The organism is Actinoplanes italicus (assembly GCF_003001815.1).
Lineage (GTDB): Bacteria > Actinomycetota > Actinomycetes > Mycobacteriales > Micromonosporaceae > Actinoplanes > Actinoplanes italicus.
Map to the genome: position 1 here is coordinate 109,572 of NZ_PVMZ01000023.1, position 22,694 is coordinate 132,265.

At 70.0% G+C, this 22,694-nt stretch carries 23 protein-coding genes; 12 read left to right on the plus strand and 11 right to left on the minus strand.

The genetic code is table 11. From position 1 onward, the window contains the following. The first annotated feature begins 97 nt into the window (after nt 1-97). Complete coding sequence (locus CLV67_RS40660) at nt 98-571, plus strand: nuclear transport factor 2 family protein (protein WP_106328445.1); 474 nt, start codon at nt 98-100, stop codon at nt 569-571. Here the strand turns inward: CLV67_RS40660 and CLV67_RS40665 are convergent. After that, the gene (locus CLV67_RS40665) at nt 540-881 is read right to left on the minus strand and encodes a S24/S26 family peptidase (protein WP_106328447.1); all 342 of its coding nucleotides are present in this window, start codon (nt 879-881) and stop codon (nt 540-542) included. The two genes, CLV67_RS40660 and CLV67_RS40665, sit on opposite strands and share 32 nt — an antisense overlap. A gap of 66 nt (nt 882-947) precedes the next feature. Here CLV67_RS40665 and CLV67_RS40670 point away from each other — a divergent pair, with 66 nt between their 5' ends. Further along, nucleotides 948-1,493: a PadR family transcriptional regulator gene (locus CLV67_RS40670; RefSeq protein WP_106328449.1), complete on the plus strand. Its 546-nt coding sequence runs from the start codon at nt 948-950 to the stop codon at nt 1,491-1,493. An 11-nt stretch (nt 1,494-1,504) separates the two neighbouring features. Continuing rightward, nucleotides 1,505-3,199 (plus strand): acyl-CoA dehydrogenase family protein, encoded by a 1,695-nt coding sequence (locus CLV67_RS40675; RefSeq protein WP_106328451.1) that lies wholly within the window; start codon nt 1,505-1,507, stop codon nt 3,197-3,199. 56 nt (nt 3,200-3,255) lie between these two features. Here CLV67_RS40675 and CLV67_RS40680 read toward each other — a convergent pair whose 3' ends face one another. Continuing rightward, nucleotides 3,256-3,663, minus strand: coding sequence for a hypothetical protein (locus CLV67_RS40680; protein ID WP_106328453.1), 408 nt, complete (start codon nt 3,661-3,663; stop codon nt 3,256-3,258). Between the two features lie 149 nt (nt 3,664-3,812). Here CLV67_RS40680 and CLV67_RS40685 point away from each other — a divergent pair, with 149 nt between their 5' ends. Beyond that, complete coding sequence (locus tag CLV67_RS40685) at nt 3,813-6,131, plus strand: putative bifunctional diguanylate cyclase/phosphodiesterase (RefSeq protein WP_106328455.1); 2,319 nt, start codon at nt 3,813-3,815, stop codon at nt 6,129-6,131. Here CLV67_RS40685 and CLV67_RS40690 read toward each other — a convergent pair. After that, on the minus strand, nt 6,118-6,570 hold the full coding sequence (locus tag CLV67_RS40690; protein WP_106328457.1) for a hypothetical protein: 453 nt from the start codon (nt 6,568-6,570) through the stop codon (nt 6,118-6,120). The two genes, CLV67_RS40685 and CLV67_RS40690, sit on opposite strands and share 14 nt — an antisense overlap. Nucleotides 6,571-6,655: 85 nt before the next feature. Here CLV67_RS40690 and CLV67_RS40695 point away from each other — a divergent pair, with 85 nt between their 5' ends. From CLV67_RS40695 to cysK, 3 genes are all read left to right on the plus strand, one after another. Then, entirely contained in the window at nt 6,656-7,243 is a 588-nt protein-coding gene (locus tag CLV67_RS40695; RefSeq protein ID WP_106328459.1) for a TetR/AcrR family transcriptional regulator, read from the plus strand. A gap of 412 nt (nt 7,244-7,655) precedes the next feature. Next, entirely contained in the window at nt 7,656-8,225 is a 570-nt protein-coding gene (epsC, locus tag CLV67_RS40700) for a serine O-acetyltransferase EpsC (protein ID WP_106328461.1), read from the plus strand. Next, nucleotides 8,222-9,142 (plus strand): cysteine synthase A, encoded by a 921-nt coding sequence (gene cysK, locus CLV67_RS40705; protein WP_106328463.1) that lies wholly within the window; start codon nt 8,222-8,224, stop codon nt 9,140-9,142. The genes epsC and cysK overlap by 4 nt, the downstream gene beginning before the upstream one ends. A 44-nt stretch (nt 9,143-9,186) precedes the next feature. Here cysK and CLV67_RS52305 read toward each other — a convergent pair whose 3' ends face one another. Beyond that, entirely contained in the window at nt 9,187-9,690 is a 504-nt protein-coding gene (locus CLV67_RS52305) for a hypothetical protein (protein WP_170154201.1), read from the minus strand. Between the two features lie 140 nt (nt 9,691-9,830). On the opposite strand from CLV67_RS52305, the gene CLV67_RS40715 reads away from it, so the two are divergent. From CLV67_RS40715 to CLV67_RS40735, 5 genes are all read left to right on the plus strand, one after another. After that, a complete protein-coding gene (locus CLV67_RS40715) occupies nt 9,831-10,964 on the plus strand; it encodes a hypothetical protein (RefSeq protein WP_146169497.1) in 1,134 nt (377 codons plus the stop codon). Between the two features lie 64 nt (nt 10,965-11,028). Then, nucleotides 11,029-11,862: an alpha/beta fold hydrolase gene (locus tag CLV67_RS40720; protein ID WP_106328467.1), complete on the plus strand. Its 834-nt coding sequence runs from the start codon at nt 11,029-11,031 to the stop codon at nt 11,860-11,862. A 67-nt stretch (nt 11,863-11,929) separates the two neighbouring features. Beyond that, a complete protein-coding gene (locus tag CLV67_RS40725; protein ID WP_106328469.1) occupies nt 11,930-12,310 on the plus strand; it encodes a hypothetical protein in 381 nt (126 codons plus the stop codon). Nucleotides 12,311-12,394: 84 nt separating this feature from the next. Then, entirely contained in the window at nt 12,395-14,932 is a 2,538-nt protein-coding gene (locus CLV67_RS54460) for a putative bifunctional diguanylate cyclase/phosphodiesterase (RefSeq protein WP_106328471.1), read from the plus strand. Between the two features lie 100 nt (nt 14,933-15,032). Beyond that, nucleotides 15,033-15,500, plus strand: a complete 468-nt coding sequence (locus CLV67_RS40735) for a hypothetical protein (RefSeq protein ID WP_106328473.1) — start codon at nt 15,033-15,035, stop codon at nt 15,498-15,500. A 363-nt stretch (nt 15,501-15,863) separates the two neighbouring features. Here the strand turns inward: CLV67_RS40735 and mnhG are convergent, their stop codons facing one another. The 7 genes from mnhG to CLV67_RS40770 are packed head-to-tail and all read right to left on the minus strand — an operon-like array spanning nt 15,864 to nt 22,631. Beyond that, a complete protein-coding gene (mnhG, locus tag CLV67_RS40740; protein WP_106328475.1) occupies nt 15,864-16,280 on the minus strand; it encodes a monovalent cation/H(+) antiporter subunit G in 417 nt (138 codons plus the stop codon). Next, nucleotides 16,277-16,807, minus strand: a complete 531-nt coding sequence (locus CLV67_RS54605) for a monovalent cation/H+ antiporter complex subunit F (protein WP_203737568.1) — start codon at nt 16,805-16,807, stop codon at nt 16,277-16,279. Before CLV67_RS54605 ends, mnhG begins: the two co-directional genes overlap by 4 nt. Then, the gene (locus CLV67_RS40750; protein ID WP_106328477.1) at nt 16,804-17,394 is read right to left on the minus strand and encodes a Na+/H+ antiporter subunit E; all 591 of its coding nucleotides are present in this window, start codon (nt 17,392-17,394) and stop codon (nt 16,804-16,806) included. Before CLV67_RS40750 ends, CLV67_RS54605 begins: the two co-directional genes overlap by 4 nt. Continuing rightward, the gene (locus CLV67_RS40755; RefSeq protein ID WP_106328479.1) at nt 17,391-18,881 is read right to left on the minus strand and encodes a Na+/H+ antiporter subunit D; all 1,491 of its coding nucleotides are present in this window, start codon (nt 18,879-18,881) and stop codon (nt 17,391-17,393) included. The genes CLV67_RS40750 and CLV67_RS40755 overlap by 4 nt, the downstream gene beginning before the upstream one ends. Next, entirely contained in the window at nt 18,878-19,288 is a 411-nt protein-coding gene (locus CLV67_RS40760) for a Na(+)/H(+) antiporter subunit C (protein WP_106328481.1), read from the minus strand. Before CLV67_RS40760 ends, CLV67_RS40755 begins: the two co-directional genes overlap by 4 nt. Further along, entirely contained in the window at nt 19,285-22,167 is a 2,883-nt protein-coding gene (locus tag CLV67_RS40765) for a Na+/H+ antiporter subunit A (RefSeq protein WP_106328483.1), read from the minus strand. Before CLV67_RS40765 ends, CLV67_RS40760 begins: the two co-directional genes overlap by 4 nt. After that, nucleotides 22,161-22,631: a cation:proton antiporter regulatory subunit gene (locus tag CLV67_RS40770; protein WP_106328485.1), complete on the minus strand. Its 471-nt coding sequence runs from the start codon at nt 22,629-22,631 to the stop codon at nt 22,161-22,163. The genes CLV67_RS40765 and CLV67_RS40770 overlap by 7 nt, the downstream gene beginning before the upstream one ends. Between the last annotated feature and the right edge of the window lie 63 nt (nt 22,632-22,694).

Sequence of the window (22,694 nt, forward strand, 5' to 3'; positions counted from 1 at the left end):
TGGTCGGCCAAGTGCCTGAGCACGTGTTGCGGTCCCATGGGCGTGGCATCGATGATTCCGCTGTCGGCTCCAGAAGTCCGATCCGTGGAGGTCCTCGATGTACCACCGCATCGTCGCGTCCAAAGTGCGCGCGGTCTTCGACCAGATCAACAACGGGAACTACGAGCCGATGCTCGCCTCCCTCGCGCCCGAGTTCAGGTACCGGTTCTACGGATCACACGCGCTGTCGGGGGAGCGGCGCACCGTCGCCGCCATGCGGCTGTGGTGGGAGCGGGTGTTCCGTCTCCTCCCCGAGGCGCGATTCCGGGTCGAGGAGGTGATCGTGGCCGGTGGCCCGTGGTTCACCCGGATCGCCACGGTCGCCCACGTGTCTGGACCGCTGCCCGACGGCACCCGCTACGACAACACCGTCCACCAGATCCTCCACATGCGTTGGGGGAGGATCACCGAGGTCCGCACGCTGGAGGACACCGTCACGCTGCAGCGGGCGCTGGACGTGGTGGCGGCCGCGGGCAACGTGGAGGCGCACGCCGCACCGATCACCGACGAGGCGGCCGCGACCCGCGGGTGACCGCGGCGGCTGCCAGCATCGGCATCCGGCCGGATGCGTTGCAGCAGGCGACGGTATCGCCACCGACCGCCGCCACCCTCTTGACCAGCAGATTTCCGCCGTCGAGCAGCACCGCGTCGCCGCGGGCGGCATGCTGGGACCAGGTGTCGACGACGACCCGGTCGCCGGGGGTGATCACCGGGGCCATCGAGGCGGTCGGTACGGCGTGGACGCGGTAGCGGAGCAGGAAGTAGCCCGTGGAGCCGAGCAGCAGGACGAGCCCGCCGGCGAGAGCGACGCCGCGGGCGCGGTGTGGCCACCGGCCGTTCATCGACGGCGATCCTGGCCATTATGCAACGAGTTGCACAGCAACGAATTGCATAGCAGGATGCCTGGCATGGCGCTGGAACACGCGATCCTGGTCTCCCTGCTGGAGCAGCCCGGATCGGGATACGAGCTGGCCCGGCGGTTCGAGCGTTCGATCGGCCGGTTCTGGACCGCGACCCACCAGCAGATCTACCGGGTGCTCAAGCGGATGGAGTCGGACGGCCTCGTGGTCGCCGAGGAGATCGGTCAGGACGGGCGGCCCGACAAGCGCAGCTTCTCGGCCACCGGGCCCGGCAAGGACGTGCTGGCGGAGTGGCTGCGGGCGCCGGTTCAGCCCGAGGCGGTGCGGCACGAACTGGCCGTCAAGATCCGGGGCGCCGCGTTCACCGACGACGCCGGGCGCGCCGCGCTCATCGGCGAGGTCGAACGCTACCGGGCCGAGCATGAGGCGCTGCTACTCACGTACATCAATGGTGAAAAAAGGGACTTTCTTGATCTTGGCGGGCTGGACGCGGGTCAGCAGCTCCAGCATGTGGTGCTGAGGGGCGGCATCGCGTACGAGCGGATGCTGCTCGACTGGCTCGACGACGTCCTCAGAACCCTCCGGGCACTGTGAAAGGAACGCTCGTGCTCTTCAACCCGAACACCTACGACCCCGCGCACCTCGATGAGGGGAGCCGCCGGCTGCTGCGCGCCCTCGTCGGCTTCTTCGAGGAACGGGGCAAGAACGCGCTGGTCAAGAGCTACATCGACCGGACGTGGTACGACGATTTCCTCGCGTTCTCGGCGAAGGAGGGACTGTTCGCGACCTTCCTGACGCCCGCGGCCGACGGTGACGGTGACAAGCGCTGGGACACCGCACGCAACGCGGAGCTCAGCGAGATCCTCGGGTTCTACGGGCTCGACTACTGGTACACGTGGCAGGTGACCGTTCTCGGTCTCGGCCCGGTCTGGCAGAGCGCCAACACCCTGCAGCGACAGAGGGCCGCCGAGCTGCTCGACGACGGGCACGTGATGGCGTTCGCGCTGTCCGAGCGCAGCCACGGCGCCGACATCTACGCCACCGACATGATCCTCACGCCCACCGGCGACGGCGGCTTCACCGCGAGCGGCACCAAGTACTACATCGGCAACGGCAACGTCGCGGGCCTGGTGTCGGTGTTCGGCCGCCGCGCCGACGTCGAGGGCCCGGACGGGTACGTGTTCTTCGCCGCCGACAGCCGGCACGAGAACTACCACCTGATCAAGAACGTCGTGAACAAGCAGATGTACGTGAGCACGTTCGAACTGCGCGACTACCCGGTGCGGGAGCAGGACGTCCTGCACACCGGCAAGGCCGCCTTCGACGCGGCGCTCAACACCGTCAACGTCGGCAAGTTCAACCTGTGCACCGCCGCGATCGGCATCTGCGAGCACGCCATGTACGAGGCGGTCACCCACGCACACCGGCGCATGCTGTACGGCCGGCCGGTCACCGCGTTCCCCCACGTGCGGCGGGAGCTGACCGACGCGTACGTCCGGCTCGTCGCCATGAAGCTCTTCAGCGACCGGGCCGTGGACTACTTCCGCAGCGCGGGGCCCGGTGACCGTCGCTATCTGCTGTTCAACCCGATGACGAAGATGAAGGTCACCACCGAGGGCGAGAAGGTCGTCGACCTCATGTGGGACGTCATCGCGGCCAAGGGGTTCGAGGCGGACACCTACTTCGACAAGGCGGCCATGGACATCCGCGGCCTTCCCAAACTCGAGGGCACCGTGCACGTCAACCTGGCGCTGATCCTCAAGTTCATGCCGAACTACCTTTTCCACCCGGCCACCTACGAGCCGGTGCCGACCAGGCACGACGCCGCCGACGACGAGTTCCTCTTCCGGCAGGGCCCGGCGCGCGGGCTCGGGGCCATTCAGTTCCATGATTGGCGTACGGCGTACGACTCCCGTGCCGACCTGCCGAACGTCGCCCGTTTCCGGGAGCAGGCCGATGGCTTCTGCGAGCTGCTGCGATCCCACGCGCCGAGCGACGAGCAGCAGAAGGATCTCGACTTCCTGCTGGCGATCGGGCACCTGTTCGCGCTGATCGTCTACGGGCAGCTGATCCTGGAGAAGGGTGGCGTCGACGACCGTCTGCTCGACGAGATCTTCGCGATCCTCGTGCGGGACTTCTCCGCGTACGCCACCGAGCTGCACGGCAAGACCGCCACCACCGACGAGCAGGCGGCATGGGCGCTGGCCCACGTCCGCCGCCCGGTCGCCGACGCGTCCCGCGACGACGCCGTCTGGCAGCAGGTGCTCGCCCTGGTCGGCGCCTACGAGATGCGTCCCTGAGGTCCGGGTGCCCGCCCCGCCCCGCCTCGGCGGGGCGGGGCGGGCACCCGTCGTTCTCAGCCTGTGGCGGTCTTCCAGAAACTGCAGGTCAGCCCATCGACCTGGCCGTTGTCCTGGAGACAGACCCGGAACGCGACCTTGCTGCCCGAGTAGTAGTTGTGGGAAAAGCTCGTCGAGGTGCCGGAGCCGCCGCCCCAGTAATGGCTGGAGCGACCCATGTATGTGCCGTTGAGCGACCAGTATTCGATCTCGCCGTACACACCGGCACCGTCGGCCCGATTGTCGTAGAGGTAGAACCGGTCGAGGACGTTGTCCCACTTGGCGGTGCCGGCGCTCTGGATCCACGAGCCGCTCGCTCTGGTGTAGGTCCACCAGACGTCGGCCTGGGCCGGCTGAATGCTGACGCCGAGGGCCACGACCGCCACCGAAGCGACGGCGAGTACCTGCTTAACCATGCGGCGCATGTCTCTCCCGAAGTCGATCGATCGATATGACGCCGATTGTCGGCGGGGTCTCTCCTGAACGTCTCTCACATCTCTTTCGCGGCCCGGTTGTCCTCGGATCGCGGGCTCACCGTCCGATACAGCGGGGAGCATCGGAGGGAGAACGACCGTTGACCGACACCCAGCCGGGCCTGACCATGGCCGGCCACCTGCGCCGTGATCCGGTGCTTCGTGGCCTGCTCGGGTTCTTCCTGCTCGGGTGCGTGCTGTTCGTCCTGTTCGACGGGGATTCGCGGCGGCAGGCGCAGGTCTACTGGCTGTTCCAGGTGCCGCTGGACGCGGCGCTCGCCTACGGCGGCTGGCGGCTGCGGGGGCTCGCCCACGAGCGCTACCGCCGTTTCTGGTCGATGATCGCGTTCGCCGGCGCCTCGTTCACGGTCGGTGACACGTACCAATGCCTGCAGGTCCTGATCTCCTCCGGCGAGCCCTCGCTCACCGGGGGAAGCGTGCAGACCGTGCTGTTCGCCATCGGGATGAGCAGCAACGTCATCGCCTGCCTGATCTTCCCGCAGGGTCTGCGGACCGCCCGCGAGAAGTTCGTCTTCTGGCTGGACGCGACGACCGTGCTGGTCGGCGGCGGCGTGGTGGCCTGGTGCTTCGCGTTCAACCCGCTGAACGGCGACGGCACCGACCGGGTCAACGCGAGCGTCACCGCGGCGCTCGTGCTGGTCGCGACGTTCTCGGCGACCAAGGTCGCGCTGATCAGGAACCCGCCGATGGCCCGGATGGCGGCCTGGCCGATGGTCTCCGCCGCGATGGTCCAGGGCATCAGCACACTTCTACCAGGCGATTTTCAAACCCTTGATCATGCGTACGTGTACGCGATCCGTCTGCTGCCGAGTCTGCTGATCGCCGTCGGCCCGTGGATCCAGGTGATCGTGCTGCGGGTCGGCGATCCGCGCCACACCGCCAAGCGACGCCCCTACAGCCTGCTGCCGTACGGCATGATCGCCGTGACGTTCGTGGTCTTCCTGCTGATGCTGCCGTCTACCGCGTCGTCGCAGCTGGTCGGCGCCACCGCCGGTGTCGTCGTGATCACGTGCCTGGTGGCCGGGCGGCAGCTGGTCGCCTTCCACGACAACATGAACCTGATCACCCGCCTCGACGTGGCGCTCGGCGACCTGCGCGACCAGGAGGTGCAGCTGCGCGAGCAGGCGTCGTTCGACGGGCTGACCGGGCTCGCCAACCGCACCCACTTCAGCGCCGAGATCCCGCGCCTGCTCACCACCGACTCGTCGCTGCTGGTGATCGACCTCGACGATTTCAAGACGGTCAACGACACGATGGGCCACGCCGCCGGAGACGCGCTGCTGGTCATCGTCGCCTCCCGGCTGCGTGACGCCGTCCGCTCGGGTGACCTGGTGTGCCGGCTCGGCGGTGACGAGTTCGCGGTGCTGCTGCCGGGAACCGGCCCCGACAGCGCCGCCGCGGTCGCCGGGCACCTCCTGCGCCGCCTCGCCGAGCCGATCGTGCTGCTCCAGCACACGCTCGTCACCCGTGCCAGCATCGGCATGACCGGCGCCCGGCCCGGTGACGACCCGTCCGCGCTGCTCAGCAACGCCGACATCGCCATGTACGAGGTCAAGCACCGCGGCAAGGGTACGTGGATCGCGTACACCGACGAGATGGGCGCCCGGATCAGCGCCGAGGCGGTGCTGATCCGCGAACTCGACCGTGCCGTGGAGGGCGAGGAGTTTACCCTGCTCTACCAGCCGATCGTGCGGCTGTCCGACGGCGCGCTCACCGGCGTCGAGTCACTGATCCGCTGGAACCACCCGGCCCGTGGCACCGTGTCGCCGATCGAGTTCATCCCGGTCGCCGAACGTACCGGTCAGATCGTCGCGGTCGGCCGCTGGGCGCTGCGCGAGGCCTGCCGGCAGGGCGCCGCCTGGATACGGGAGTTCCCGGACAGCCCACCACTGTCGGTCGGCGTGAACGTGGCCGGGCCGCAGCTGCGCGATGCGAACCTGGTCGCCGACGTCACGGCGGTCCTCGCCGAGACCGGCCTGCCCGCCGGCAGCCTCACCGTCGAGGTCACCGAGACCGCGGTCCTCGACGACGAGCAGTCGCACGCCACGATGATCGCCCTGCGGGCGCTCGGGGTGAAGCTGGCCCTCGACGACTTCGGCACCGCCGCGTCGTCGCTGGGCCTGCTGCTCACCTGCCCGGTGAACACCCTCAAGCTGGACCGCTCGTTCGTCGAGTCGATCACCACGGTGAGCCGGCAGGCGGCGGTCGCGACGGCGGTCAGCCAGATGGCGGCGGCGCTGGAGTTCGGGTCCGTGGCCGAGGGCATCGAGACCGAGGAGCAGCGGGACCTGCTGCGCGGGCTCGGCTACGAGTACGGCCAGGGCTATCTGTACTCCCGCCCGGTGCCACCGGACCGCATCAGCGAGCTGCGTGGCGCGTCCGTGCTCACCGGGGCGTGAACGTGGCCAGTGCGCAGATGATCAGGGCGGTGGCACTGAGCAGGCATCCAGCGGTGCGGATCACGTCGGCGGTTCGCAGCCTGCGGTAGGCCGACGGGGTGAAGCCGTCACGTTGCAGTCGCACGTGTGCGGGGATCGCCCCGCCGAACGTGGTGGCGAGCGCGGTGACACCGCCGGCCGCGACGAGCAGAGCGGCCCAGGCGGGAGCCGTGTCCGGTCGCAGGAACGGGAAGACCACCCAGGCCAGGAACGTAGGGAAGCCCGGCGCGATGATGACCGCTCGGATCCGCCTGTTGTAGCGGGCGTGATAGGCGACGAAGGCCTCCTTGGGCACGGAGGCGTACATCGGATAGCTCACCTGTGTCGTCATCAGCGAGACGCCGACGAAGTAGACGGCAAGCCCGGTGACGACGACGAGATAGACGTGTGCCTGATCCACGGTCCGCTCCTTCCGAGGCGCTCCTACGCGCGCCCGCCCCGTCCCGTTTGCGCTGCTGACCGTACGACATGGTTATGGTTTCCGGGTGCCCCGCGTCTCCGAAGCTCACCTCGCCGCCCGCCGCCAGCAGATTCTCGACGCCGCGGCGCGGTGTTTCGTGCGCAACGGGTTCCATCAGACGTCCATGCAGGACGTGATCAAGGAGGCCGGGCTCTCGGTCGGCGCGTTCTACCGGTATTTCAAGAGCAAGAACGAGCTGATCACGGCGATCGCGGGGGAGAAGATCTCGGCGGTCACCGGTGTGCTGGACGGTTTTCTCGAACTCGATCCGATGCCGCCCATCCCGGAGATCATGGACCGGCTCCTCGAACTCGTCGACCTCGCGTCGGTCGAGGACGGCACGGTGCGGATCGCCGTGCAGGTGTGGGGTGAGGCGGTGCACGATCCGGAGGTCGGCGCGCTGGTCGCGGAGATCTACGGCAGGGTGCGGGACCGGGCGGTGCGTACCGCCGAGCGAGCCCAGGCCGCCGGTCAGCTCCCGCCGGACGCCGATCCCGTCGGCATCGGGGCGGCCTTCTTCGGCCTGGTCCAGGGCTACATCCTGCAGCGGATCCTGCTCGGCGGCATCGACCGGCAGACCTACGTGAACGGTGTGCGCGCCCTGCTGGCCTGACTCATCGGCTCATCGCCGGTCCCAGGAGATGCTCGAATCGCGAACGGGGTCACCGCCACGGTGAGCGCCGCGAGCGCGATTGCCGCCGCCGGCACGCCCACCGTCCCACGCTGCCCGGGTCAGTAGCAGCAGATATCAACGCCTTCGATGACAGATGTCATGTGTCCTGCCGGGGTGCCGCGTGTCGGCCGAGGGTGACCGGGACCTTCGGCCCCTGAACGGCCCGCTGGAGATCGGCTAGCCTTGCCGTCATGAGTGAGCGGGAGCGTGCGCGGCCGATGACGGACCCGCACGTGCGCCGGGCCTTCGACGAGCGCTGTCCCAGCCAGCGCGACTGACGCCCCGCAGCCGACATCCGGCGTGGCCGGTGTGTCACGGTTGGCCCCGCCCGCTCACCACCTGAGGAAGTTCCGTGCTGGAAGACATCCGCGCCTACTGCCGGCGCGACCCCGCCCTGTACGGGATCAACGTGGCCGAGGTGCTGCTCTATCCCGGGCTCTGGGCGCTGTGGGGGCACCGGGTCGCGCACCTGCTGCACCGGGCGCGCATCCCGTTCCTGCCCCGGTTCCTGTCCCAGCTGATGCGGTTCCTCACCGGCATCGAGATCCACCCGGGGGCGGTGATCGGCAGGCGGCTCTTCATCGATCACGGCGCCGGGGTCGTCATCGGTGAGACCGCCCGGATCGGTGACGACGTCACGATGTACCACCAGGTCACCCTGGGCGGGCGCGGCTGGCAGCGGGACGCCAAGGGCAGCCGTCGTCACCCGGAGGTGGGTGACCGCGTCATGCTGGGGGTGGGCGCCACCGTGCTCGGACCGGTGCGCATCGGCGACGACGCCGAGATCGGAGCGCTCGCCCTGGTCCTGGCCGACGTGCCGGCCGGGGGACGCCTGCGCGCCCCGGCCGCCGAAACCGTTCCCGTCTCTGATACTCCGAACGTCACAGCAAACGCCGGCGCCAACCCAGGAGCGAGGAAATGATCTACAACGACGTCACCGAGCTGATCGGTCGTACCCCGATGGTGCGGCTGACCCGTTTCGAGCCCGGCCTGCCGGCCAAGCTGATCGCGAAGCTCGAGTCCGCCAACCCGGGCGGCAGCGTCAAGGACCGGATCGCGCTCGCCATGATCGAGGCGGCCGAGGCGACCGAGGAACTGCGTCCGGGGTCGGCGATCGTTGAGGCGACCAGCGGGAACACCGGGATCGGGCTGGCGCTGGTGGCGGCCGCTCGCGGGTACAGCCTGACCCTGACGATGCCGGACAGCATGAGCGCCGAGCGGCGGGCGCTGCTTCTCGCGTACGGTGCGAAATTGGTCCTGACCCCCGCCTCTGAGGGAATGAAGGGCGCCGTCGCGAAGGCTCTGGAGATCGCTGAGGAGCAGCGGGCCTGGCTGCCCATGCAGTTCGACAACCCGGCAAATCCCGACATGCACCGGCGTACGACCGCGCTGGAGATCTGGAATGACACCGACGGGCAGATCGACCTGTTCATCGGCGGTGTCGGCACCGGTGGCACCCTGACCGGTGTCGGCCAGGTGCTCAAGGAGAAGCAGCCGGAGCTGCGGGTCTACGCGGTCGAGCCGGACGAGTCGCCGGTGCTGTCCGGTGGCGAGTCGGGGCCGCACGGCATTCAGGGCATCGGCGCGGGCTTCGTGCCGGAGGTGCTCGACCCGACCATCTACGACGAGGTGTTCCGGGTGACTGTGGAGCAGGCACGGGAGGCGGGACGGCAGGTCGCCCGTACCGAGGGAATCCTCGCGGGTGTTTCCAGTGGTGCCGCGCTGCACGCCGCACGGGAGCTGGCGTGGCGGGCCGAGAACGTCGGCAAGACCATCGTGGTCGTCCTGCCGGACACCGGTGAGCGCTACCTGAGCACTCCGCTGTTCGCCTCGTCCTGATGTGGGGCGGTGCGTCCCGGCGCGAGCCGGGACACACCGTTCGATCAGTACTTGACGGTGACGCCGACCTTCTTGCAGGCGGCGTTGAACGCGGCGCCGGTCTTCGCCGACTCCGGGGTGTCGAGCGCGGTCGTCGGGTCCTTGGCCTCGGCGGCCTTCAGCGACTGCGCGGCGATGTCCTGCATGCCCTTGGCGACCTCACTGGTACCGCCCTCGGCGGCCTTGTTGAGGCTGTTGGCCAGGTCCTTCAGCATCGCCGAGGCGTCGGCCGGAGGGATGTCACCGCTCGGGTTCGCCTGGATGAGCGTGGTCAGGGCCTTGCTCATGGCGTCGCTGGCCTTGCCTGCCTCCTGGCACAGCTCCTTGTCGGAGAGCGCGGCGGCGGCCGGAGCGGTGCTGGTCTCCGGGGCGGCGGCGGCCGTCGTGGTGGCGGCCGCGGCCGGCTTGTCGGCGGTGGTCGTGGTGGCCGGCTCGTCGGAGCAGGCGGTCAGTCCCATAAGAGAAACGCCGGCGAGCACGGCGGTGGCAAGACGCAAAGTGATCTTCACGGGCCGTGACGGTAGTCGATCATCCGTACGACGATCAAGTTGGTTCCTCCTCACAACGCCTTGGTCACGACCCCGCCGCCAGTCTGGTTCGGACGGCCGGCGTGGAGCACGATCGATCACACGATCGATACGGGGGTGTCGTGCGGAACACGTGGAGAAGGCTCGCGGGTGTGCTCGTCCTGGCACTCCTCGCAACGATGACGGCCGCTTGCGAACCGGTGTCGCAGGCACGTCCGTACTATCCCGGGCTCGCCCGGATCGGCGACTCCTACCAGCTCTTCATGCCGTTGTGCCCCACCGACGGCCTCCTCGAGGTGACGGTTCGCGATGGGCAGGCGGCCGGGAAGGCACCCGCCTGGTGGCGGGTGACAGGCGTGAAGGATCAGGCCGGCCTGAGTGAGTTCCTGGTGCTCGGCGATGACGGCCCGTTCCTCGAGACCACCGGCAAGGCCGCCGCCCGGCCGCCGGTGCCCGCCGAGATCGTGGTGGAACTGCGTCAATCCGACCGTGGCGGCGCCAGCGACGTGAACACGCTCTATGTCAAGCTGGCCGCCGTCCCGTCGTACCCGCGGGGCGCCGACATCCGGACGATCCGTTACACCACGGGGACCATCTCCTCCGACGGCGACCTGGCCACACCGGAGGAGATGCGGCAGCGGTCCGAGTGCGCGATCGGCGGGCCGAATCCCGGCGCCGCGCCCCGCCTCCAGCCGGCCACCTCGCTGCGACCCGGCGCCTACGACCGGGTCAAGAAGGCCACGCTCAACACCGACGCGGTCACCTGGATGAACGTGTACTCCGCCGCCCGGCCCGACGAGGACATCGCCTCGCACGTCTGCGACAACGGCCCGGCGGACGGCGCGATCGTCGCGGCCCTCGGACGTGGCGTGAGCTGGCAGGGCAAGACGGACGACGGAGCCTGGGACTGGCGACGGTTCATCTGGAACTACGTCGGCGCCTACGGCACGATCAGCGCGGCCGACGCCATCGGGCAGGTCGACGCCAAGCTGGGGTGCGGTCACTACCCCAGGGGTGACATCGAGATCACCAGGGTGGGCCGCGTCGGTCTGCCCCCGCTGCCTGGCGTCGATCGGCAGCTGCTCTTCTGCGAGCGGGGCGAGCAGCAGGACGAAGAGGTCGCCTTCTGCACCCTGCTGCTCGCCCGCCGCGACATCCTGAGCCGCGTCGTCGTCAAGGCGCCCACCGAGGACGAGGCACTGACCAGCGCCCGGGCCCTCACCGGCGACGCAGCGGAGGCTCTCGCCCGCACCTAGGGTCTGCATCGGAAGATGGACAGATGTGTTGAGCTGCCGGAACGGGCGCCGCTAGCGTCGCGCCATGCCACAGGTCACTCTGTCCGCCGGCACCCTCGAATACTCCGACACCGGCGGTGACGGTCCCGCCCTGGTCTTCCTGTCCGGGCTGTTCGTCGGCGGGTCCCTGTGGCGCCACGTCGTCGCCGACCTGCGGCGGGACCACCGCTGTGTCGTACCGGAGATGCCCCTCGGCGCCCACCGGATCGCGATGAACCCGGCCGCCGACCTCAGCGCCCGCGGCCTGGCCGCCCTCGTCGAGGAGTTTCTGCAGGCCCTGGACCTGCAGGCGGTCACCCTCATCGGCTGCGACTGGGGCGGCGCGCAGCTGGTCGCGGCTCACGGCCACGCCGGGCGCGTCGCCCGCCTCGTCCTGTTGCCGCAGGAGGCGTTCGAGAACTACCCGCCCGGACTTCCGGGCAGGATGGCCGCGGCGGCGGCAAGGGTTCCGGCCGGCGTCACTCTCGCTCTACAGACTTTGCGGGTACGGAGTCTGAGGCGCGCACCGATCAACTTCGGACTCATGTCGAAACGCCCCGTCCCCGACGAGGTGATGGACACCTGGCTCGCCCCCGCGCTCGGCTCCGCCGCGATCCGGCGCGACGTGGTGAGATTCCTGCGCGCCACCCGCCGCGGCGAATACGTCGAGGCAGCCCGTGCCCTGAGCACGTTCGACCGCCCCGCCCTGGTGATGTGGGCGCCGGAGTGCCGGATGATGCGCCCCGGCTTCGGCGCCCGGCTCACCGAGGCGCTGCCGCAGGGCCGCCTCGTGCACGTGCCGGACAGCTTCACCCTCGTCCCGGAGGACCAGCCGGTCCTGTGCGCCACCGAGATCCGGGCGTTCCTGGCGACCAGTTGACTCCCCGTTCCGTCAACAGGTGGACAGGTATTGATCGACGTGCACGACGCGACGAGCATTGGCTGTCGTGCACGACGACTTCTACACGACCCTCAGCCAGGTCCTCGGTGTACTGGTGCTGTCCCTGATGTGGGACTCCCAGTACCTGCAGCGACTCGCCCGCCAGGAACGACCCCGCCGACAGGCCGGCACCCACGGCGTCTGGTTCTGGACCAAGCCCCGGGTACGGATCTACTCCCTGATGGTCGCGGCCGCGCTGATCGGTGGGATAGGGGCCGCGATGAGCGTGCTCGGCGGCTTCCTGAAGGACACCGCGCCGCTGCGGATCACCCTGATCGCCGTCCTCGCCCTCGGGCTGGTCACCCTGCTGACCCGTCTGAGCAGCGACATCATCACCGCCACCCGCGCCACAGCCGCCACACCCGTGATCCCGCCACCGGAAGACTGACGTCGGTATCGCTCAGTTGAGCCCGGTTCCGGCCGATCTGGGTGCCGGAGGACACCGGTGATACGGGCAGGTGAGAGCGCGACGATGAGTGGATTCCCGGGTCCGCGGCCACGGGACCGTGCTCTGACCGTACCGCTGCTCGTGGTCCTCGCCGCGCTCACGTTCCTGCTCGTGTGGCTCTGGGTTCGCGAACCGGACGATCGCCTGGCCGGCTTCATCGCCGGCATCGTCATCGTGATCGGCGCGACCGTCGCATGCCTCCGGGTCGCGCGTCTCGCCGAACCCGGCCCGATCCGCGAGTTCTGGCGGCTCTGGGCCGGATCGGCGGCCGCACTGCTGATCAGCAGCATCTCCGCCACCATCGCGGCGATCCGCGGTGACGGCGGCGGTGGCATGCCGCCCTACGAGGCCGCGTCGAACGTACTCAGCCTCGTTCTGGCGATGGTGGCCTTCCGGCACGTGCCGATCACCACCCGGACCCGGCTCGACTGGGCCCGGCTCCTGCTCGACGGCGCGGCCGTCATCGTGGCCGGGTCGGTGTTCTTCAGCTACGTCGTCCTGCAGACCCTGCCCCGGGGCACCGACCTGGCCACCCGCGCCGGCGCCGGGGTCGTCGGCATCTTCTGCCTGCTCGGCCTCGTCATCTTCGGCCGGGCGGCGGTCAGTCCCGAAGGCCGCGTCGACCCGGTGTCGCTGGGCATCCTGGCCCTCGAACCGGTTGTCGGCCTGGTCACCGTCTGGGCCTTCCTGGCCGGCGGCGAGACCAGCGTCGTGGTGATGGGCTACCTCGGCTATCCGCTCGTCGGCCTCGGCATGGCCGCGGCCGCCTACCGCCAGGGCCGCGTCCTCGGCGTCGAACCCCGGCACATCCGCTGGTCCTTCGCCGACCCGTTGCAGTTCCTCGCGGTCGCCGCCACCGCCGTCATGGTCATCATGGTGTCGGCCCGCGACCTCGACATGCGAGGCCGCGCCGTGATCGTCGGCGCCGTGCTGATCGCGGCGATCATCGTGGCCCGACAGTTGCTCAGCCTGCGCGAAAACACCCAGGCACTCCGCGGGATCCGCCGCCAGCAGGCCGAACTCGAACGGCTGGCCCTCACCGACAACCTCACCGGACTCGCCAATCGCAGCGGTTTCAATCTCGCCCTCAGCGAACGGCTGGAGGCAGGGCTCCCGGCGACGGCACTGTTCATCGACATCGACGACTTCAAGATGGTCAACGACACGCTGGGGCCGGCGGCCGCGGACCAGCTCCTGGCCCAGGTGGCGCGGCGCCTCCAGGAAGGCGGGCTGATCTCCTCCGGCTCTGAGGTCGGCACTGGCTCCGCCGTTCCGGCCTCTGCCGCCGGTTCCGTCTTCGCCGTCTCTGCCGCGGGCTCCGTCTCTGCCGCCGGTTCCGGCTCCGCCGTCTCTTCCGCCGGTTCCGGCTCCGCCGTCTCTTCCGCCGGTTCCGGCTCCGCCGTCTCTTCCGCCGGTTCCGGCTCCGCCGTCAGCGGCTCCGCTGTCGTCGGTTCGCCGTCTTCCGCGGCCGCCGGGGAACTAGTCGCTCGGCTCGGGGGCGACGAGTTCGCGATCATGCTGCCGTCCGGCGAACCGGCCGCGGCCGAAGCCGCCGCCGCCCGCTTCCAGGCGATCATCGGGCGGCCGGTGCACTCGGGTGAGCAGCAGTTGATGCTGCACGCCAGCGTCGGCATCGCCATCGCCGGGGCCGGTGAGACCGCCGACGAGGTGCTACGCAACGCCGACATCGCGCTCTACGCCGCGAAGGAGTCGGGCAAGGCGTCGTGGGTCCGCTTCGAGCCCCGGATGCGCCACGACATGGCGGCCCACGCCCGCCTGGCCGGCGAACTGCACGACGCCATCCTCGGCGGCCAGCTGAGACTGCTCTACCAGCCGGTGTACGACCTGGTCACCGCACGCATGCACGGCTGTGAGGCGCTGGTCCGCTGGCAGCACCCGGAACGCGGCTTCGTCTCACCCGGCGACTTCATCCCGGTGGCGGAACGATCCGGACTCATCGTCCCGCTCGGCGCCTGGGTCCTGCGCGAGGCCTGCACCCAGCTCGCCGCATGGCAGGCGACCCTGGGCCCCGACGCGGTCGAGGCGGTCAACGTGAACGTGGCGGTCCGCCAGCTCCGCGAGACAGGCTTCGTCGACGAGGTGGCCGCCGTGCTGAGCGACACCGGCCTCCAGCCGCGCAACCTGATCCTCGAGGTGACAGAGTCCTCGGTGGTCGACGGCCCTCAGGTCGCGGAGACGCTGAGCGCCCTGCACGAGATGGGCGTGAGCCTGGCCCTGGACGACTTCGGAACCGGCCAGTCCTCACTGAGCCTGTTGAGAGCCTTCCCGGTCGACGTCCTGAAGCTGGACAAGTCCTTCGTCGACGGTATAGCCGACGGCACCGACCGGGGCCGTCTCGCGGTAGCCGCCGCAGTCGCCCAGCTGGTCGAATACCTGCAGCTCAAGGCTGTGGCCGAGGGCATCGAGAGCCTGGCTCAGCTGGAGCGGCTGCGCGACATGGGATACCGGTACGGCCAGGGCTACTTCATGGCCAAGCCCCTGCCCCCGGACGAGTGCGGCGCCCGGATGGCGGCCGCTCTCGAGCCCGCCTTCCCGCACTGACCCAGCAGGCCCATCCACCGGCGACGCGTCTCGCCGGAAATTGTCGGTGGGTGCCGGTAGCCTCCCGTCGATTCCGCAGCCGACGAATGGTGGAGGCCTCATGTCCGACCTTCCGGAGACCGACGACCGCGTTCCCGCCGAGGTGGTGACCGGGATGATCACCCAGGTTCTGGACCTGGCGTCGACCTGGACCGGGTGGGACGGCCGTCCCCTCCTGACGGACGACCGCGAGTACACGCCGCACAAGGCGATCCGCCGCGTCACCGACCACCTGATCGATCACCTGGCCGAGATCGAGGCCCGGCTCGCCGGCGTCCCCACGATCCCGGACCACTGGCACGCGTCGGCGATCACGACCGCAGCCGACCTGGCACCCTTCAGCAGCGAAGACCTCGACGAGGCCCGCAGCCGCCTGACCCGCCTGGCCCAGGTGTTCCAGCTGCGCCTCACCGGCCTGCCCGCCGCCGACCTGGACCGCCGTGACGGCGACGCGTGGTCGGTCCGTCAGATCGCGTTCCACTTGGAGAGCTCCCTCTACTACGCCACGGCGGTCGGCCGCCTGCCCTGACTACGCACGGCATTTACGCCACGGCGGTCGGCCGCCCGCCCTGATTACGCACGTCATTGCTCAAAGCGGTTCACGCCAACGCGTTCTGGGCTCACGGTGTTCTGGGCTCACGGTGTTCTGGGCTCACGGTGTTCTCGGCTCACGGTGTTCCGAGCTCACGGCGGTCGGGCCTATGGCGGCCCGCGCCTGGTGGCGGCCCGCGCCTGCAGCCTTCCGTGCCCGTGTGGTCGGGTGCACGCCACCCTTCGCACTGCCACGGTGTGGGGCTGATCCGACACCGTGCGGTTCGCGTCGCGCTTCGCGCATTTGCACTCGTATGGTGTGGGGCCGATCCGACACCGTCCGGTTCGCGTCACGCTTCGATCATTCCGGGTCCGTGCGGCTCCCTCCTGGGGCGGACGCCCCACGCGCGCGTACCTCCTGGGCCGGTGCCGCCGGGCGCCCGCGAGCGTCGGCGAGTTCGTCGACCAGCAGCAGGTCGCGGCGGAACAGCCCGGCCCGATACCCGGTCCGCCCCACCATGTGCGCCGCGACCGGCGCGGTGACCAGCTGGAACACTCCCACCAGGACCAGCGTCGTGATGTCGACGACGGTGGCCAGCCGGATCGCCGTTCCGGCGAGGATCAGCAACAGGCCCAAGACCTGAGGCTTCGTGGCCGCATGCATCCGCGACAGCAGATCGGGGAACCGGAGCAGCCCGACGCCGGCGGCAAGGCTGAGAAGAGCGCCACCGAGCAGGCAGGCTCCGGCAACGGCGTCGAGCACCGCCGTGACGTTCATGACCCCCTCCGAACGGCCGCCCCAAGGTCGTCGTCACTCCCGGCGGACTCTCCACCCCGCCCGGGACGCTCCTCGCCGTTCCCGGCCGACTCTTCACCCAGGCCGGGGCTATTCTCCCCGTGCCCGGGTGGCTCTTCGCTCCGGCCGGGATGGTCTTCGTCGTGTCCGGTTTCCGCGGTACCCGCCCGCCGACCGCGATCGAGGCGGATGCCCGCGCCAGGCGCGGGTGCGAGCTCCGGCGAAAGTTCGGGAAAGGGATCGGACGCGGGCCGGGCGGCCGGGTCGGCGAACCGGGCCACCGCGACCGAGCCGACCGCCCCCAGCAGCGACAGGCCGAGAAGGATGGACAGCCCTGTGGCATCCCGGCTGTAGGCCGCCTCGGTCGCGATCGCGCACACCGTGATCGCCAGCAGCACATCGGTGGCCACGACCCGATCGAGGGTCGACGGACCGCGAATGACCCGCGCCAGCGCCATCCCGGCCGCCGCCGCGAGGAAGACCGCGGCGATGACGGCAACGACGATCATCTCGAGCTCCCTTCATCGATCATGCCTGGCCGTTCGGCTCCGGAACCGGTCGTCTCGTCGTAGACGCTGGTGAGGCAGGAGATCTCGGCGTCCGAGCCGACGGCCCGGACGATGCGGTCCTCGATGTCGCGCACGTCCCCGCGGAACCGGTACACGTCCGAAGGCCCGGTCACGTCGAACACGTGGATGTAGAGCACTCCCTCCGCCCGATCCATGTCGACGATCAGGCTGCCTGGCACCAGCGACACCGCCTCCGCGCACAGCGTCAGGTTGAGGTCGGATCGCACCCGCAGCCGCACGGCGATCACCGCGCTGCGGGGCACCCGCCGTCCGGCGAGCGCCGTCCAGGCCAGCTGGAAACTGGCCACCACCAGGTCGGTCACGAACCTGACCGCGAGCCGCAGGAGCCCGCCGAGCCGCAATCGGCCGGCGAAGGTCACCGGCGGCAGCGGGAACACCGCCAGCGTCAGCATCGACACCAGCAGCCCACCGGCCAGCGTGAGCAGGGAGAACGAACCCCACAGCAGCACCCATACGACGGTGAGCACGGCGGCGGCGAGGATCCGGTCCCGTGCGCGGGCGATCACGGCAGGACCGCCTGCACGTACGGGGTCCGCTCCATCAGATCCCCGGCGACCGCGTCGGTCAGCGAGTACAGCGGACCGGCGGCCAGCGTCAGCGCCGTCCCGGCCGCCACCAGCAGGGCGGTCGGGGTGAGCATCAACCCCGGCGAACGCAACGGTGCCGACGCCGGTTCGGCCGATGGGTCGCGCCAGAACGCCAGGTTCCACACGCGGGCCAGGGCGTAGAGGGTGAGCAGGCTGGTCACCGCCGACCCCGCCACGAGCAGCCAGGACAGCGCCGTGCCGTCGTCGACACCGGCCTGGATCAGGCCGAGTTTGCCGAGGAACCCGGAGAACGGTGGTATTCCGGCCAGGTTGAGAGCGGGAACGAAGAACAGGATCGCCAACACCGGGGCGGTACGCGCAAGGCCGCCCAGCCGATCCAGTGCCGTACTGCCGCCACGCCGCTCGATCAGCCCGGCCACTAGGAACAACGTCGTCTGCACGACGATGTGGTGCACCGTGTAGAAGACAGCGGCAGCGATGCCTGTACGTGAGGCCAGCCCCACCCCGAAGAGCAGATAGCCGATGTGGCTAACCAGGGTGAACGACAGCAGCCGCTTGAGATCCGACTGCGCCACGGCACCGAGGATGCCGACGATCATCGTGGACAGCGCCGCGACCATCAGAAGGTCGGCGACGCGTCCGCCGGGGAAGAGCAGTGTCTCGGTCCGAATGATCGCGTAGACACCCACCTTGGTGAGCAGCCCCGCGAAGACGGCGGTGACCGGTGCCGGAGCGGTGGGGTAGCTGTCCGGCAGCCACGCCGACAGCGGGAAGATCGCCGCCTTGATGCCGAAAGCGAGCAGCAGCATGCCTTGCAGCACCATCCGCACGCCGTCCGGCAGTGTGTCCAGCCGATCGACCAGCTGCGCCATGTTGAGCGTGCCGGTCGCCGCGTAGATCAGTCCGATCGCGGCCAGGAAGATGACCGACGACAGCAGACTGACCACGACGTACGTGGTGCCCGCCCGGATCCTCGTCTCGGTGCCGCCCAGCGTGATCAGCACATAGCTGGCGGCCAGCAGGATCTCGAACCCGACGTACAGATTGAACAGATCGCCGGAGAGGAACGCGTTGGTGACGCCCGCCGTCAGGATCAGGTAGGTCGGGTGGTAGACCGACAGCGGATGCTCCTCGTCGCCGTCCGCGCCGCCCTGCCCGATCGAGTAGAGCAGCACGCACAACGTGACCGCGGCCGAGACGACCAGCATCAGGGTGGCCAGCTGGTCGGCGACGAGCACGATGCCGAGAGGCACCGGCCAGCCGCCGACCGCCACGACCAGCGGCCCGTCGGCGGCGAGCACCAGCAGGACCGCGGAGACCAGGAGCGTGGCGGTCAGGACGCTGACGCTGATCGCACGCTGCACCCGTGGACGGCGGAACATCAGCAGCGTCGTAGCGGCACCGAGCAGCGGCATGATCACGGGAAGGGGCACGAGCCAGGTCATCCGCGTACCCCCTCGGCGGCGTCGAGGTCCTCGGCGTCCGAGCCCTCGTCGCGTTCGGCGAGCTCACGGACACGGCGGTCCTCGGCGTCGTCCTGCACCTCGTCGTGCCCGCTCAGCCGCCAGCTGCGATAGGCCAGGGCCAGCAGGAACGCCGTCATCCCGAGGGTGATGACGATCGCGGTCAGGATCATCGCCTGCGGCAGCGGATCGGTCATGCCGGCCGGGTCAGCGGTGCCCACGATCGGCGGCGACCCGGGTGCCGCGGCCGCGAGCACGAGCAGGTTTGCGCCGTTGCCGAGCAGCATGACGCCGAGCAGCACGCGGGTCAGTGTTCGTTCCAGCAGCAACGTCGTCCCCGCTGCGAAGAGCACGCCGACGGCGGCGAGGAGAACCAGGCTCGGTCTCATACCAGTTCCCCTTTCAAGGACGATGAGTCTGTGGATGACGACGTCACGAGCGCTGCGGGAGGGTCTGAGGGGCCAACCGGTGACGACGAGTCAGGCCGGGCGTGGCGGTCGATCTCGGCGCCGAGGCTCCGCAACACGTCGAGCACCAGTCCGACGACGATCAGATAGACCCCGATGTCGAACACCGTCGAGGTCACGAGGTGCAGGTGTCCGAGCACCGGCAGGTGCAGGTCAAGTACCGCGCTCTGCAGCACCTCGCCGCCGGACAGCAACGCGGCCGCGCCGCTGCCGACCGCGATCAGCAGCCCTGCCCCGAGAACCGCCCCGGCGTCCACGGGTGCGGCCGCGGCCAGTTCGTACCGGCCGCCGGCCAGGTACCGCACGATCAGCGCCAGCCCGGCGACGAGCCCGCCGGTGAACCCGCCGCCCGGCGTGTCATGACCGGTCAGCAGCAGATAGACCGACAGCACCAGGATGACGTGGAACAGCAGCCGCGTGACGACCTCGAGCATCGTCGACCGCCTGCCGGCTTCCACCGTGTGCCCGGCCATCAACCACACCGGCTCGTCGCGCGGCGGTTCGGGAGGGGTCTCCACCGGCCCGCGCCGGTTCAGCCGCTGCGCTCTGCGGAACGTCAGGCTGGCCACTCCGGTCGCCACCGCGACCAGCACGGCGATCTCACCCATCGTGTCCCACGCCCGGATGTCGACCAGGATCACGTTGACGATGTTGTGTCCACCGCCGTAAGGCACCACCAGCTCCGGGTAGGCGCCCGACACCGGGACGGCCTGCCGCGCCGACACGGCGAGGAATCCCACACCTGCCATCACGGTGCCGACGGCTGCCCCGATCCCGACGCGGACCCGGCGCCGCCACGGTCCAGGACGCTGCGAGAAGTGACTGGGCAGCCGTCGCAGCACCAGCACGATCATCACGAGCGTGACGGTCTCCACCAGGAACTGGGTCAATGCCAGATCGGGCGCGCCGTGCAGCAGGAAGACGCCGGCGTTCGCATATCCGGTGACGCCCACCAGGATCACGGCGGTCAGGCGCCGGCGGGCGGGCACCGCGAACACCGCAGCCACGATCAGGACGCCCACCGGAACCAGATGCAGCGGGGTGTCCCACCACCGGAAGGGGGTGCCCACCGGCCAGGCGGCCACCATCGCGGATCCCGCTGAGGCGATCAGCACCAGCAGGATCACCGCCAGATAGAACGGCAGCGATCCACGCTGGGTCGCGCCGGTCACCTCCACGGCGAGGCGGTCCGCCGCGGTCATCACCCGCTCGTAGACCCCGCCTCCCGGCTTGGGGCCGGATCGTCCGGCGGGCATCCGGCGGAACAGCACCAGGCCGCCCGCCAGGGCGATCACGGAAAGGGCGAGCGGCAGACCGGGACCGTGCCACAGCGCCAGGTGGGTGGTTTCTCCACCGAAACCGGCGGCGTACGGCGAGAGCACCCGCTCGACCAGCGGAGCGCAGAATCCGGCCGCCACTCCGGCGAACGCCAGCACCGCCGGAGCGAGCAGCAGCGATCCGCCCGAGCCGGATCCGGCCGGATCCGCCGAGCCGTCGCCGTGCGACCGCGCCGTGGACCTCCGGGCGAAAGCGCCCCACACGAATCGGATCGAGTAGGCCACGGTCAGCATCGATCCGGCCACCACGACGGCCAGGACCAGCCGCCCGGTCGTCCCCGCGTCGAGCAGTGAGGCGAACACGGCCTCCTTGCCGGCGAAACCGATCGCAGGTGGGAGGCCCGCCATCGACGCCGCCGCGAGGATCGCGATGACCGCCAGCACCGGCGCGCGCCGGCCCAGCCCGTCCAGCTGCCGCAGGTCACGGGTGCCGGTCGTCTTGTCGATCACGCCGACGACCAGGAACAGGGCCGCCTTGAACAGGGCGTGCGCGAACAGCATGGCCACTCCGGCCAGGGCCGTCCCGGTCGTGCCGAAGCCGAGGACCGCGGTCAGCAATCCCAGTTGACTGACCGTGCCGTACGCCAGGAGAAGTTTCAGATCGTTCTGGAAGAGCGCCGCCCAGCCGCCGTAGAGCATGGTGACGAGCCCCAGGGCGACCGTCAGGGCCTGCCAGGTCGTCGCTGCCGTCCCGCCCGCCGCGATGATCATCGGCGCGAACCCGGCCACCAGGAACACGCCGGCCTTGACCATCGCGGCCGCGTGCAGGTACGCGCTGACCGGTGTGGGCGCCGCCATCGCCGCGGGGAGCCAGAAACTGAACGGGAAGATCGCCGACTTGGACAGTGCCCCGAGCAGGATCAGTGTCACCGCGACCACCAGAACGGCGCCCCCGGGCAGCGACTCCGCGATCTGTGACCAGCGGTAGCCGCCGGCGTGCTGCCCCAGGATCACGATGCCCACGAGCATCGCCAGACCACCGGCCGTGGTCACAATCAGCGCCTGCAGGGCGGCCCGCCGGTTCGGCCGGGCGGTGCCGGTGTGGCCGATGAGCAGATATGACAGGACGGTCGTCAGCTCCCAGAACACATACATCAGCAACAGGTCGTCGCTGGTCACCAGGCCGAGCATCGCGCCGGCGAAGCCGACGAAGACCGCCGCGAACCGCCCCAGGCCCGCGGTGCCCGGCGGGAAGTAGCGGGCGCAATAGGCCAGCACGAGCGCGCCGACGCCACCGACCAGCACCACCAGCAGCCACGACAGGGTGTCGACGCGGAACGCCAGGCTCACGCCGAGGCTCGGCACCCACGGGTGGACCCAATCCCCGGTGCGGTGCAGCATCGCCCAGCCGAAGGTGGCCAGCGGCACGGTCGCCAGCGGATAGAAGGCGCGGGGCCCCAGGAACCGGACCAGAACCGGCGCCACCAGCGCGGCGGCCAGGTGGGCGGCCAGGAGGATCAGCACGGCGCCGCCAGCAGGTCGTGCAGCCGGGCCAGAGCCGGCGAGCTGCCGACGGCCAGCAGCACGTCACCGGGCCGGATCTCGAGCGTGGAATCCGGGTGGGGGAGCACCCGGATCCCACGGATCACCGCGATGATCTCGGCGCCCCGGGGGGAGGTGAGGGGCCTGTCCGCGTACGCCGAACCGGCCGGCACCCGGATCCTGACCGCCTGTGCCTCGCCCGCCGCCGCGGCCGGACCGTCGACGTGATCGAGGGTGACCGTCGCATGAAGCAGGTCGGCCACGACGTGCGCCTCGTCGGCGCACAGCACCACCGTGCCGGCGGCCCGGTCGGGCTCGGCCGGGTCGTAGACGGCCAGCTCACGGCACCCGTCCGGGCGCACCACGATGCCGAGCCGGGCACCGTCGCGGTTGGTGAGCAGGTGGGACACGCCGACTCCGGGCAGACCGATCCGTTCCAGCGTCATGTCGGCACCTCCCACTCGTTCCTGCACGGCTTCCCATCCAATCCGCTCGGGCCGCCGGCGACC